At 71.6% G+C, this 13,362-nt stretch carries 12 protein-coding genes and 1 riboswitch; of the genes, 5 read left to right on the top strand and 7 right to left on the bottom strand.

The window, feature by feature from the left end; translation table 11 throughout:
- Positions 1–298: 298 nt before the first annotated feature.
- The 4 genes from groL to thrC form a co-directional block, all read right to left on the bottom strand.
- A complete protein-coding gene (gene groL / locus B9S64_RS18555; RefSeq protein WP_103490255.1) occupies positions 299–1,921 on the bottom strand; it encodes a chaperonin GroEL in 1,623 nt (540 codons plus the stop codon).
- Positions 1,922–2,328: 407 nt separating this feature from the next.
- Entirely contained in the window at positions 2,329–2,535 is a 207-nt protein-coding gene (locus B9S64_RS18550; protein WP_003967346.1) for a cold-shock protein, read from the bottom strand.
- 415 nt (positions 2,536–2,950) lie between these two features.
- The gene (locus B9S64_RS18545) at positions 2,951–3,226 is read right to left on the bottom strand and encodes a MoaD/ThiS family protein (protein WP_028439471.1); all 276 of its coding nucleotides are present in this window, start codon (positions 3,224–3,226) and stop codon (positions 2,951–2,953) included.
- 27 nt (positions 3,227–3,253) lie between these two features.
- On the bottom strand, positions 3,254–4,549 hold the full coding sequence (thrC, locus tag B9S64_RS18540) for a threonine synthase (protein ID WP_103490254.1): 1,296 nt from the start codon (positions 4,547–4,549) through the stop codon (positions 3,254–3,256).
- A gap of 18 nt (positions 4,550–4,567) precedes the next feature.
- A riboswitch (SAM riboswitch) is annotated at positions 4,568–4,696 on the bottom strand.
- A gap of 154 nt (positions 4,697–4,850) precedes the next feature.
- Between thrC and B9S64_RS18535 the strand changes: the two genes are divergently transcribed.
- Positions 4,851–5,801 carry a glucosyl-3-phosphoglycerate synthase gene (locus B9S64_RS18535; protein WP_103490270.1) on the top strand — a complete coding sequence of 317 codons (951 nt, stop codon included), beginning with the start codon at positions 4,851–4,853 and terminating at the stop codon, positions 5,799–5,801.
- A gap of 104 nt (positions 5,802–5,905) precedes the next feature.
- Positions 5,906–7,282, top strand: coding sequence for a trehalose-6-phosphate synthase (locus B9S64_RS18530; protein WP_103490253.1), 1,377 nt, complete (start codon positions 5,906–5,908; stop codon positions 7,280–7,282).
- A gap of 70 nt (positions 7,283–7,352) precedes the next feature.
- Here B9S64_RS18530 and otsB read toward each other — a convergent pair whose 3' ends face one another.
- The 3 genes from otsB to B9S64_RS18515 all read right to left on the bottom strand — a co-directional run bounded on the left by otsB (position 7,353) and on the right by B9S64_RS18515 (position 9,933).
- Positions 7,353–8,237, bottom strand: a complete 885-nt coding sequence (gene otsB, locus B9S64_RS18525) for a trehalose-phosphatase (protein WP_103490252.1) — start codon at positions 8,235–8,237, stop codon at positions 7,353–7,355.
- A gap of 168 nt (positions 8,238–8,405) precedes the next feature.
- Entirely contained in the window at positions 8,406–8,657 is a 252-nt protein-coding gene (locus tag B9S64_RS18520; RefSeq protein ID WP_103490251.1) for a DUF3263 domain-containing protein, read from the bottom strand.
- 10 nt (positions 8,658–8,667) lie between these two features.
- A complete protein-coding gene (locus B9S64_RS18515; RefSeq protein WP_103490250.1) occupies positions 8,668–9,933 on the bottom strand; it encodes an extracellular solute-binding protein in 1,266 nt (421 codons plus the stop codon).
- A 174-nt stretch (positions 9,934–10,107) separates the two neighbouring features.
- On the opposite strand from B9S64_RS18515, the gene B9S64_RS18510 reads away from it, so the two are divergent.
- From B9S64_RS18510 to B9S64_RS18500, 3 genes are all read left to right on the top strand, one after another.
- The gene (locus tag B9S64_RS18510) at positions 10,108–11,040 is read left to right on the top strand and encodes an ROK family protein (protein ID WP_103505111.1); all 933 of its coding nucleotides are present in this window, start codon (positions 10,108–10,110) and stop codon (positions 11,038–11,040) included.
- Entirely contained in the window at positions 11,040–12,188 is a 1,149-nt protein-coding gene (nagA, locus tag B9S64_RS18505) for an N-acetylglucosamine-6-phosphate deacetylase (protein ID WP_103492015.1), read from the top strand. Before B9S64_RS18510 ends, nagA begins: the two co-directional genes overlap by 1 nt.
- A 152-nt stretch (positions 12,189–12,340) precedes the next feature.
- Positions 12,341–13,273, top strand: coding sequence for a 1-phosphofructokinase family hexose kinase (locus B9S64_RS18500; protein WP_103492014.1), 933 nt, complete (start codon positions 12,341–12,343; stop codon positions 13,271–13,273).
- Positions 13,274–13,362 lie beyond the last annotated feature (89 nt).

The raw sequence follows: 13,362 nt of genomic DNA, 5'->3' as shown, positions 1-13,362 counted from the left end.
GGGGGTGCGGGTATGACGACACATGGGAGCGCTCCCATTCTGCTGCGGCACGACAGGGCCACGGCGAGTGGGAGCGGTTCCATGGGACGCGGCCATTGTGCGGCCTGAGGCGGGCGTTACGCCAGGGTCATGACAGAAGTGGTCCGGAGCCCGGCCCGGACAGCGGCTCCCGCCGGGTGCGGTACCGGCGCCACCGCACACCCGCGCCACACGGCACGACGCCGGCCCCGGGACGAATCCCGGGGCCGGCGGTCGCACAGGTACTACGGGGTACCGCTGGAACCCTGATCCCGGAGGATCAGAAGTCCATGTCACCGCCCGGCATGCCGCCCGGAGCGGCCGCGGCGGCCTTCTCCGGCTTGTCGGCGATGACGGCCTCGGTGGTGAGGAACAGCGCGGCGATCGACGCGGCGTTCTGCAGGGCGGAACGCGTGACCTTCGCCGGGTCGATGATGCCCTCGGCGATCATGTCCACGTACTCGCCGCTCGCGGCGTTGAGGCCGTGACCGATCGGCAGGTTGCGCACCTTCTCGACGATGACGCCACCCTCCAGACCACCGTTGACGGCGATCTGCTTGAGCGGGGCCTCCAGCGCGAGCTTCACGGCGTTGGCGCCGGTCGCCTCGTCGCCCGTGAGGTCGAGCTTCTCGAAGACGGCCGAGGCCTGGAGCAGAGCCACGCCACCACCGGCGACGATGCCCTCCTCGACGGCGGCCTTGGCGTTGCGCACCGCGTCCTCGATGCGGTGCTTGCGCTCCTTGAGCTCCACCTCGGTCGCGGCACCGGCCTTGATGACGGCCACGCCGCCGGCCAGCTTCGCGAGGCGCTCCTGGAGCTTCTCGCGGTCGTAGTCCGAGTCGGAGTTCTCGATCTCGGCGCGGATCTGGTTGACGCGGCCCTGAACCTGCTCGCTGTCACCCGCCCCGTCCACGATCGTGGTCTCGTCCTTGGTGATGACGACCTTGCGGGCGCTGCCGAGCAGGTCCAGGCCGGCGTTCTCCAGCTTGAGACCGACCTCCTCGGAGATGACGGTGCCACCGGTGAGGATGGCGATGTCGCCGAGCATGGCCTTGCGGCGGTCACCGAAGCCCGGAGCCTTGACGGCGACGGACTTGAAGGTGCCACGGATCTTGTTGACGACCAGGGTGGACAGGGCCTCGCCCTCGACGTCCTCCGCGATGATCAGCAGGGGCTTGCCCGACTGCATGACCTTCTCCAGCAGCGGAAGGAGGTCCTTCACGTTGCTGATCTTGGAGTTGACGATCAGGATGTACGGGTCGTCGAACGACGTCTCCATACGCTCCATGTCGGTGGCAAAGTACGCCGAGATGTAGCCCTTGTCGAAGCGCATACCCTCGGTGAGTTCCAGCTCCAGACCGAAGGTCTGGGACTCCTCGACGGTGATGACGCCTTCCTTGCCGACCTTGTCCATCGCCTCGGCGATCTTGGCGCCGATCTCGGTGTCGGCGGCGGAGATGGAGGCGGTCGAAGCGATCTGCTCCTTGGTCTCCACGTCCTTCGCCTGCTCCAGCAGGGCGGCGGAGACGGCCTCGACGGCCTTCTCGATGCCACGCTTGAGAGCCATCGGGTTGGCACCCGCGGCGACGTTGCGCAGGCCCTCGCGGACGAGCGCCTGGGCGAGAACGGTGGCGGTGGTCGTACCGTCGCCGGCGACGTCGTCCGTCTTCTTGGCGACCTCCTTGACCAGCTCCGCACCGATCTTCTCGTACGGGTCCTCGAGCTCGATCTCCTTGGCGATGGACACACCATCGTTGGTGATCGTGGGCGCGCCCCACTTCTTCTCGAGGACGACGTTACGGCCCTTGGGGCCGAGGGTGACCTTGACGGCGTCGGCGAGCTGGTTCATCCCGCGCTCGAGACCGCGCCGTGCCTCCTCGTCGAACGCGATGATCTTGGCCATGTGAAGTGGTCCTCCCGGACAGGGGTGGATTTCTCCGGACCGAGAGGCGCCCGCGACGGACGGCCTGCGTGCTCAGTGGTTCCTTGCCCCACTGGGCCTGCGGGCCTCACCGGCCCGGTCCAAGTTCTGTCACTCTCACCTGGAGAGTGCTAACGCCAATGATTAGCACTCGACCCCCGCGAGTGCAAGCGCCTTCGAGGAACACCCACCGCGGGGCGGCGGTCGGGCGCGGGCGTCTTCGCTCCCCCGAGGGCGCCACCGAGGGCGCCACCGAGGGCGTCACCCCGGGGGTGTCGCGAGGTTCCCGGCCGGCCGGCACGCGGACACGCGCGCAGGGCCCGTCCCCCCTTTACGGAGGTACGGGCCCTGCGTGCGTGAGTAGTGTCGTTCGACCGACCGCGCCGAGCTCAGCCGACGGCGAGCTTGACCATGTCCGCCTGGGGCCCCTTCTGGCCCTGCGAGATCTCGAACTCAACTCGCTGACCCTCTTCGAGGGTGCGGTACCCGTCCATCTGGATCGCGCTGTAGTGGACGAAAACATCCGCACCACCGTCGACCGCGATGAAGCCGTACCCCTTCTCCGCGTTGAACCACTTGACGGTGCCCTGAGCCATGCCTAACTCCCCTATTACTGGCCCTTGCACGAGCCCGCACTTCGCGGGCCCGGGTCAGAACTCACCCTCCGTCAGGAGAGGGTGGTGTGCGTCGGAACGCGTCGACCGCCGCTGAATGTATCTGTCCAACTGCCCTCTGCAACAGGTCAATCGGACGAGAATTCTGGGCACGCCGGAACACCCGGATGGAGAAATCGGGGGAGATTCCTGGGCAAGTCGGGCCTGACAAAGGCCGCTTATGCCGCAAGTAGTACACGCACTTTGGCTGCTTCTTGTCGTGACGGGGCGCATTCTCATATGCGCGTGGCACGGGCAGCGGAGGGGACTTCCCCAACTGTACCCCGCTCAACCATGCAGAATTGCCCCCTCCGTTTCTCCCGGAGGGGGCAATCATGGGATGGCGCGGCCGGACGGGTCAGCCTCCGGCGACGGCCGGGATGATGGAGATACCGGCGCCGTCCGGGGTGGCCGTCCGCAGGCCCTCCTCGAAGCGCACGTCGTCGTCGTTGACGTACACGTTCACGAAGCGGCGCAGCTTGCCCTCGTCGTCCAGGACGCGGGCGGCGATGCCGGGGTGGTTCTTCTCCAGGGACTCGATGACCTCGGAGAGGACCGAGCCCTCCGCCTCGACCTCGGACAGACCGCCCGTGTAGGTGCGGAGGATGGTGGGGATACGGACCTTGACGCTCATGTGGGTGCCTTCCTCGTTCTCGGGTGGTCAGTTGGCGGCGAGGCCCGCGTCGCGGAACGCCTCGAGGCTGGGCCGGATCGTCGCCGACAGGCCGGTCGTCGGGGCGACCGCGTCGAGCGTCTTCAGCCCGTCGCCGGTGTTCAGGACGACGGTGGTCAGCGCCGGGTCGATCAGCCCCGCCTCGATCAGCTTCTTCGTCACGCCGACCGTCACACCGCCCGCGGTCTCCGCGAAGATGCCCTCGGTGCGGGCCAGCAGCTTGATCGCGTCCACGACCTGCTCGTCGTCGACGTCCTCCACGGCGCCGCCGGTGCGCCGGGCGATGTCCAGGACGTACGGCCCGTCCGCCGGGTTGCCGATCGCCAGGGACTTGGCGATGGTGTTCGGCTTCTGCGGGCGCACCACGTCGTGACCGCCCTTGAAGGCGGCGGAGACCGGGGAGCAGCCCTCGGCCTGGGCACCGAAGATCTTGTACGGCTTGTCCTCGACCAGGCCGAGCCTGATCAGCTCCTGGAGGCCCTTGTCGATCTTCGTGAGCTGCGACCCGGACGCGATCGGGATGACGATCTGGTCGGGCAGCCGCCAGCCGAGCTGCTCGCAGATCTCGTACGCCAGGGTCTTGGAGCCCTCGCCGTAGTACGGGCGCAGGTTGACGTTGACGAAGCCCCAGCCCTCACCGAGCGGGTCGCCGATGAGCTCCGAGCAGAAGCGGTTGACGTCGTCGTAGTTGCCCTCGATGCCGACCAGCTCACCGCCGTAGACGGCGGCCATGACGACCTTGCCCTGCTCCAGGTCGTGCGGGATGAAGACGCAGGAGCGGAAACCGGCGCGGGCGGCGGCGGCGCCCACCGCGCCGGCGAGGTTGCCCGTCGAGGAGCAGGAGAGGGTGGTGAACCCGAAGGCGCGGGCGGCCTCGACGGCGATGGCGACGACACGGTCCTTGAAGGAGTGCGTGGGGTTGCCGGAGTCGTCCTTGACGTACAGGCCGCCGGTGACGCCCAGTTCACGGGCGAGGTTGTCGGCCTTGACCAGCTTGGTGAAGCCGGGGTTGATGTTGGGCTTGTCCGCGACGTCGGACGGCACGGGCAGCAGCGGCGCGTAGCGCCAGATGTTGGCCGGGCCCTCGGCGATGCGCTTCTTCAGCTCCTCGGGCGAGCCGCTCGGCAGGTCGTACGCCACTTCGAGCGGCCCGAAACAGGACGCGCAGGCGAAAAGGGGGCCGAGGGGGAATCGCTCACCGCATTCGCGGCAGGAAAGCGCCGCGGCGGGACCGAGGTCCACGGTGGAAGCGGGGTCGTTCGCGGCAACTGTCTGCACAGCCATGATGGCGGAGGCCCTTTCTCCTCATCTTCCTCGTGACGGATTTCGCCACAAGACGGAATTGGCACCTTCCCCGCCCTGACCTCTCGGTGCGGCGGGGGGGTTGCCGGGACTTCAACGGGCCGTTCCCTCTGTCCCTCTGGATGAGCGCTATGGCACCGGATCCGTGGATCCGGGCGTTTATCGGCGGACCGACCCCGACATGCGAGGGCCATCCGCGTTGTTCAAGACTGTAACCGAAGCCCCGGACGATGGAGGTAGTCGTCCGAACCGCGAGATGGATCACATGCAGGGAGTACCGACCGTGCTGGAAGAGGTCGAACGCTGGCTGACCAGGCGTTCCTGGTCGGCCGCCGACCGTCCGCTCGACCGCCTCACGGCGGCCAGGGAGAAGGACCCGCACCGCGCGAGCGTGAGCGTCGTGCTGCCGGCGCTGGACGAGGAGGCGACGGTCGGCGCGATCGTCGCGGAGATCCGGCGCGAGCTGATGGAGAAGGTCCGGCTGGTCGACGAGCTGGTGGTCATCGACTCCGGCTCCTCCGACGCCACCGCCGAGGTCGCCCGCGCGGCGGGGGCGCGGGTCGTGCACCGGGACGCGGTCCTGCCCCGGATACCGGCCGTCCCCGGCAAGGGCGAGGTGCTGTGGCGCTCCCTGCTGGTGACCACCGGTGAGATCGTCTGCTTCATCGACGCCGACCTCAAGGACTTTTCGGCGGACTTCGTCTCCGGAACCGTCGGCCCGCTGCTGACCGACCCCTCGGTGCAGTTCGTCAAGGCCATGTACGACCGGCCGCTGGGCGAGAGCACCGGCCAGGGCGGCCGGGTCACCGAGCTGGTGGCCCGCCCGCTGCTCAACCTGCACTGGCCCCTGCTGGCGGGCTTCGTCCAGCCGCTGGGCGGGGAGTACGCGGTCCGCCGTTCCCTGCTCGAACAGCTCCCCTTCCCCGTCGGTTACGGGGTGGAGCTGGGCCTGCTCGTGGACGCCCTGCACACGGTGGGTCTGGACGCGCTCGGCCAGGTGGACGTCGGCGTACGCAAACACCGCCACCAGGACGGCCGGGCGCTGGGCCGCATGGCCGCCGCGATCTACCGCACCGCGCAGCTACGGCTGTCCCGGGGCCATCTGGTGCGGCCCGAGATCACCCAGTTCGAGCGGGGCGAGCACGGCTTCGAACCGCGCACCTACCCGGTGGACACCGAGGAGCGGCCGCCGATGGCCCGGATCGCCGAGTACGCCTCCCGCCGGGCGGCCTGAGGGCCGGCCCTCAGGCCGTCGGGCCGGGGCCCGGACGGCCGGGTTCCCAGGCCCTCGGGCCTTGTCACGTTTGGCGGCTTCCGCTTCGGGCTAGGTTCGGGTACATGGTCTCCGAGCACGCTGCCAAGGTCCTCGTCGCGTCCAACCGCGGCCCCGTGTCGTACACCCCGCGGGAGGACGGCTCGCTCGACTCGAAAAGGGGCGGGGGCGGGCTCGTCTCCGGGCTGAGCGCCGTCGAGGACAAGGTGTGGGTGTGCGCGGCCCTGAGTGACGGCGACCGCGAGGCGGTGCGGCGCGGGGTGTCCGAGCCCGGTGTGCGGATGCTCGACATCGACCCCTCCGTGCACACCGACGCGTACAACGGCATCGCGAACTCGGTGCTCTGGTTCGTCCACCACATGCTGTACCAGACGCCGGTGGAGCCCGTCTTCGACGCGGAGTTCCGGCGGCGGTGGGCGTCCTACGAGGCGTACAACCGGTCCTTCGCCGAGGCGCTCGCGGAGGAGGCCGACCCCGGTTCGGCGGTCCTCGTGCAGGACTACCACCTGACGCTCGTCCCCGGCATGCTGCGCGACCTCCGCCCCGACCTGCGGATCGGGCACTTCTCGCACACCCCGTGGGCGCCCGTCGACTACTTCCGGCTGCTGCCCGACGACATCGGCGAGCAGGTGCTGCACGGCATCCTGGGCGCCGACCGGGCCGCGTTCCTGACCCGCCGCTGGGCGGACGCGTTCATCGGCTGCTGCACGGAGATCCTGGGCGGCACCGGCGGGACCCGCATCGGTGTGCACGGCCTCGGCGCCGACGCGGACTTCCTGCGCCGCCGCTCGCACGAGGCGGACGTGGACGGGCGGATGGCGACCCTGCGGGAGCAGGTGGGCGCCGGCCGGAAGACGATCGTCCGGGTGGACCGCACGGAACTCTCCAAGAACATCGTGCGCGGGCTGCACGCCTACCGGGCGCTGCTGGAGGAGCGCCCCGAGTGGCGGGAGCGCGTGGTGCACGTGGCGTTCGCCTACCCCTCACGGCAGGATCTCGCGGTTTACCGCGACTACACGGCGGAGGTCCGGCGGGTCGCCGAGGACATCAACGCGACGTACGGCACCGCGGACTGGACCCCCGTCCTGCTCCACGTCGACGACGACTTCGCCCGCTCCCTCGCCGCCTACCGGCTGGCGGACGTGGCCCTGGTCAACCCGATCCGCGACGGCATGAACCTGGTCGCCAAGGAGGTCCCGGTCGTCTCCGACGACGGCTGTGCCCTGGTGCTCTCCCGGGAGGCGGGTGCCTACGAGGAGCTGGGCGAGGACGCGATCGTGGTCAATCCGTACGACGTGTCGGCCACGGCGGCGGCCCTGCACGAGGCGCTGACCCTGGACGACGACGAGCGGTCGGCCCGCACCGGCCGTCTTGCGGACGCGGCGACGGCGCTGCCGCCGCAGCGGTGGTTCCTGGACCAGCTGGACGCGCTGCGCGCCTAGCCGGCCGGGACCTGCGGGCCGGGCCGGGCCGGGTCGGGCGGGACCGGCCGGTCGCGACCGGCCGTCCGGATCAGTCGGCCCGGGGCCAGTCGGCCGGGACCGTCCCGTCCAGCTCCAGGTGGCGGGCGAGCGACGCCAGCAGGTCCGCCACCTCCGCCGGGCCGGACAGCAGCAGGTCGGCCCGTGCCGCGAGTTCGGGGACCTCGGTGCCGCTGCACACCAGCAGGCCGTAGACGCCCTGGGCGCGGAGCGCCTCCACGGTGGCGTACGCGGCGAGGTCCCCGAGGTCGTCCCCGGCGTACAGCACGGCCTCGGCGCCCGTCTCCCGTACGTACTCCGCCAGCGCCACACCCTTGTCCATGCCCGGCGGGCGCAACTCCAGGACGAGACGGCCGGGTTCGACGATCAGGCCGTGCCGTCCGGCGAGGTCGGTCAGCGGGCCGCGCAGGGCTTCGAAGGCGGCCTGGGGGTCGGTCGCCCGGCGGGTGTGGACGGCGAGGGCGTGGCCCTTGTCCTCGACCCGTGCGCCCTCGGCGGCGGTCCGCTCCAGGACGGCGGCGAGTTCGGCGCGGACGGCCTCGACGCCCGGGGACGGTTCGGGGGCGTGGACGGTGTCCGTGGCGGCGTCCCACCGCTCGGCGCCGTAGTGGCCGAGCACGACGAGGTGGTCCAGGCCGGGTGCCCCGGCGAAACCGCCGTACCGGACGGCGACGTCGGCCGGGCGGCCGGTGATCACGGCCACCGAGGCGACCCGCGGGGCGAGCGCGGAGAGGGCAGGGACGGCGTCGGCGTGGGCGCGGGACTGCTCGGGGTCCGGGACGATGTCGGCGAGTGTGCCGTCGAAGTCCAGCGCGACGACGGCACGGGCGGGGCGGGCGAGAAGCGCGGCGAGCCCGTCGCGGCCGGCCTCGGTGGACGGGGCCGGCAGGGGGCGGAGGGGGTCCGGGGTGGCCATGGGGCGAGCGTATCGGGGCCGGGCCGGGGGTGCGGGGTGGATCGGCCGGTGGACGGGCGGGCGTCGGGGCCCCGGCCGGGGCCGGGAGGCGGGAAGGGGCCGCGCGGGTCAGCCGCTCCGGGACCGGGAGGCGGGAAGGGACCGGGAGGCGGGAAGGGGCCGCGCGGGTCAGCGGCTCCGGCGCCGGGTGTCGCGGATCCGGCGCAGGCGGTTGACCGTGACCGGGTCCTCCGCCAGGGCGCGGCGGTCGTCCAGGAGGGCGTTGAGGAGCTGGTAGTAGCGGACCGGGGAGATGCCCAGCCGCTCCCGGATCGCGCGTTCCTTGGCGCCCGGACCCGGCCAGGACTGCCGTTCCACCGCCAGCACCGCGCGCTCCTGGTCGGAGAGCGCGGCATCGGGGCCCTGGTCGGCGGCGGTCATATCGCCCAACCTACTCCGCGCTCTCCGCCTCACGCGCCACGGAGGCGATGTTCCCGAGCACGGTCTCCGGGTTGCCGCCCGGCTCGACCGCGGAGCCGATCTTCTCCTTGACCGCCTCGCTGACCTGCGCCCATGACGTCTTGCCGAACGGGTAGAGCTGGGAGTTGGGCAGCGCCGCCACGAAGTCGTGCAGCTTCTTCTGCTTGCGGTCGGCCTCCATCCGCGCCGACGCGCTCCCGGTCACCGGCAGCAGGTCGTAGGCGTCGGCGAAGGCCAGGACGTTCGTGTCCTCGTACGCGAAGTCGAGGAAGGTGCCTATCTCCTTGCGGTGGCCGTTCTGCTTGAAGCCCATCATCCAGTCGGCCACGCCCATCGAACCCTCGGTCGGACCGTCGGGCCCCGGCAGCGGGACCATGCCGACCTCGACGCCCTTCTTCTCGGCGTCCTGCATGAGCGTCGGATGGCCGTTGAGCATGCCCACCTCGCCCTTGGTGAACGCCTCGAACGCCTTCGCCCGGTCGAGCTTGCCGGGGGCGACCGGCCCGGTGAGCCCCTTGCCGACGAGGTCGTCCCTCAGCCACTGGAAGGTCTCGACGTTGGCCGCGGAGTCGATGGCGTACGTACCGGAGTCGTCGGTGTAGCCGCCACCCCCGCTGAGCAGCCACATCAGGGTCTCGGCCTGGGACTCCTCCTGGCCGAGGGGCAGCGCGAAGGGATAGGTCACCCCGCTCTTCTTGAGCTTCTCGGCGTCGGCGCCGATGTCGTCCCAGGTCTGGGGGGCGTCGATGCCGGCCTGTGCGAACAGCCCCTTGTTGTAGAAGAGCAGCCGGGTGCTCGCCACGAACGGGAGGCCGTACAGGGCGCTGCCGACCTTGCCCGCCTCGCTGAGCGAGGGGAGGAAGTTGGACTCGGTCCGGATGGCGAGCATCTCGTTGGCGCGGTAGAGCTTGCCGGCCTTGGCGTAGTCGGCGTACGCGCCGATCTGCGCGATGTCCGGGGCCTCGTCGCGCTTGACCATGTCGGCGACCTCGCGGTCGACGTCCTTCCAGGAGTGGACGGTGACGTCGACCTTGATGCCGGGGTGGGTCTTCTCGAACGTGGTGACGAGGTCGTCCCAGTACTTCTTCGAGCTGTTCTCCGCGCCGGTGCCGTAGTCCGCGGCGACCAGCTTCAGGGTGACACCTCCGGAGCCGCCGTCCGTCCCGCACCCCGACAACGTTGCCGTCAGACCGAGGGCGGCCACCGCCGCGGTCACACCCGTATAGCGCCGCTGCACCGTCTCGCCCGTCCCTCTTCATGCCCGCGTGTGGTCCGCGCGTGGTGGTCTACACCAACGCGGTATCGATTCGGCAATGTAGCAGGGGGCGGGGCCGGGTCGTTTGTATGCGTACGCAACAAACTGCGCTAGTGGACTAGACCTTTTGGGGGTCCACGGGCGAAACTGTCTCCCGTGAGACATGTCATCGCCCTCGATGTGGGCGGCACAGGAATGAAGGCCGCACTGGTCGGGGAAGACGGCACCCTGCTCCACGAGGCGCGCCGCGCCACCGGCAGGGAGCGCGGCGCCGAGGCCGTCGTGGACGGCATCCTCGACTTCGCGGCGGAGCTGTACGCGCACGGGGCGGAGCGGTTCGGCGCGGGCGCGGTCGCCGCCGGGGTGGCCGTACCGGGGATCGTCGACGCCGACCAGGGCATCGCCGTCTACGCCGCCAACCTCGGCTGGCGCGACGTCCCGCTGCGGGCCCTGCTCGGCGAGCGGCTCGGCGGCATCCCCGTCGCGCTCGGCCACGACGTCAGGACGGGGGGCCTCGCCGAGGGCCGGATCGGCGCGGGCCGGGGCGCCGACCGCTTCCTGTTCGTGCCGCTGGGCACCGGCATCGCCGGGGCCATCGGCATCGCGGGCACCATCGAGGCGGGCGCCCACGGCTACGCGGGCGAGATCGGCCATGTCGTCGTGCGCCCGGACGGCCCCGCGTGCGGCTGCGGACAGCGCGGCTGCCTGGAGACGCTGGCCTCCGCCTCCGCCGTCTCCCGGGCCTGGGCCCAGGCGTCCGGCGACCCGGACGCCGACGCGGCGGACTGCGCCAAGGCCGTGGCCTCCGGCGACCCCGCCGCCCTGCGCGTCTGGCAGGACGCCGTGGACGCGCTGGCCGCCGGGCTGGTCACCGCCCTCACCCTGCTGGACCCCCGCACGCTGATCATCGGTGGCGGTCTGGCCGAGGCGGGGGAAACGTTGTTCACACCACTGCGTGCGGCCGTCGAGGAACGCGTCACGTTCCAGAAGCTGCCCCACATCGTCCCGGCGGCCCTCGGGGACACCGCCGGATGCCTGGGCGCGGGGCTGCTCGCCTGGGATCTACTCTCCACGGAGGTAACCGCCTGATGGCCGGACGCGCAGACAGCACAGTTCTCGCAGGTGCCCGGGTGGTACTTCCCACCGGGACCGTCGAGAACGGCCGGGTGATCGTCGAGGGCACCCGGATCGCCGGCAGCACGCCGGACGGCGCCCGGACCGTCGACCTGGGGGGCCACTGGGTGGTCCCCGGCTTCGTGGACATGCACAACCACGGCGGCGGCGGCGCCTCCTTCGCCACCGGCACCGCCGAGGACGTCCTGACCGGCGTCCGGACGCACCGCGCCCACGGCTCGACCACCGTCGTCGCCTCCACCGTCACCGGCGACCTGGACTTCCTCGCCCGGCAGGCCGGGATGCTCTCCGAACTGGTGGAGCAGGGCGAACTCGCCGGGATCCACTTCGAGGGCCCCTTCATCTCCCCCTGCCGCAAAGGCGCCCACAGCGAGGCGCTGCTGCGCGACCCCGACCCCGCCGAGGTCCGCAAGCTGGTCGACGCCGCCCGCGGTACGGCGAAGATGGTCACCCTGGCCACCGAACTCCCGGGCGGCATCGAGTCTGTACGGCTGCTCGCCGAGCACGGCGTGATCGCCGCCGTCGGGCACACGGACGCCACCTACGAGCAGACCGTCGCGGCGATCGAGGCCGGCGCCACCGTCGCCACCCACCTCTTCAACGCGATGCCCGCCCTCGGCCACCGCGCGCCCGGACCCATCGCGGCCCTCCTGGAGGACGAGCGCGTCACCGTCGAGCTGATCAACGACGGGACGCACCTGCACCCCGCCGCCCTCGAACTGGCCTACCACCACGCGGGCGCCGGCCGGGTCGCGCTCATCACCGACGCCATGGACGCCGCCGGGTCCGCCGACGGCGACTACCTCCTCGGCCCGCTCGGCGTCGAGGTCAGGGACGGCGTCGCCCGGCTCGTGGACGGCGGCTCGATCGCCGGCTCGACCCTGACCCTGGACACCGCGTTCCGCAGGGCCGTCACCGTCGACAAAATCCCCGTCGAGGACGTCGTCCGGTCCATCTCCGCCAACCCGGCGCGACTGCTCGGCCTGGCCGACCGGGTCGGCTCCCTCGAACCGGGCAAGGACGCCGACCTCGTGGTCCTGGACGAGGACTTCACGCTCAAGGGCGTCATGCGCCGCGGCGCGTGGATCGTCGATCCCACCTGAGCCGGGCAACAGATTGAACACGTAACGAAGAGACGGCGGTTGTCCCGGGGGACTGGGACCGCCGCCGCCTCTTTGGCATGATCACCAACGACGCGCCATACGGAGGAGACGGCGCGGGGGCCGTCCTACGAACGAACCGGGAGCCGGTGCGGGTGATACTGACCGTCACGCTGAACACCGCGCTCGACCTGACCTACAGCGTCCCCGCCCTCGTCCCGCACACCAGCCACCGGGTCGGCGAGATGTCCGAACGCCCCGGCGGCAAGGGCGTCAACGTGGCCCGGGTGCTGCGCCTGCTGGGCCACGACACCGTGGTCACGGGCTTCGCCGGGGGCGCCACCGGAGCCGTCCTGCGCGACCTGCTCGCCGCGCTCCCCCACCGCCCCGCCGACGCCCTCGTCGAGGTGGCGGGCAGCACCCGGCGCACCGTCGCCGTCGTGGACCGGGCCACCGGGGACACCACCCAGCTCAACGAGCCCGGACCGCACATCGGCCCCGACGAGTGGGACACGTTCCTGCGCACGTACCGCGAACTCCTCGACGGGGCCGACGCGGTCGCCCTCTGCGGCAGCCTGCCGCCCGGCATCCACGTCGGCGCGTACGCGGACCTGGTCCGGATCGCCCGCTCCGCCGGGGTGCCCGCCCTGCTGGACACCAGCGGCGAACCCCTGCGCCGCGGCATCGCCGCCCGCCCCGACCTCGTCAAGCCGAACGCCGACGAGCTGGCCCAGCTCACCGGTGCCCGCGAACCGCTGCGCGCCACCCGTGACGCCCGCCGCCGGGGCGCGCACAGCGTGGTCGCCTCGCTGGGCGCGGACGGGCTGCTCGCCGTCACCCCGGACGGCATCTGGCGGGCCGCTCCCCCCGCCCCGGTCCGGGGCAATCCGACGGGCGCGGGTGACTCCGCGGTGGCCGGGCTGCTCTCCGGGCTCACGGAGGGGCTGGACTGGCCCGGCCGGCTGGCGCGGGCGGTGTCCCTGGCGACGGCGACCGTACTGGCCCCCACGGCGGGTGAGTTCGACCCCACCGTCTACGAGGAGCTGCTGCCCCGCGTCACGGTCGAGCGCCACAGCCCGGCCACCTGAGCCGCGCGAACCTTCCGGAACACCACGGGGCGGGCCGTCGTACGACCGCGCCCCGGCTCTCGGGCGAGAACCGGGGCGCGGGGTGGTGT

It is taken from the genome of Streptomyces sp. SM18 (genome assembly GCF_002910775.2).
Lineage (GTDB): Bacteria > Actinomycetota > Actinomycetes > Streptomycetales > Streptomycetaceae > Streptomyces > Streptomyces halstedii.
The sequence above is the reverse complement of the archived record's forward strand: the minus strand, read 5'-3'. Positions and strand labels throughout refer to the sequence as shown.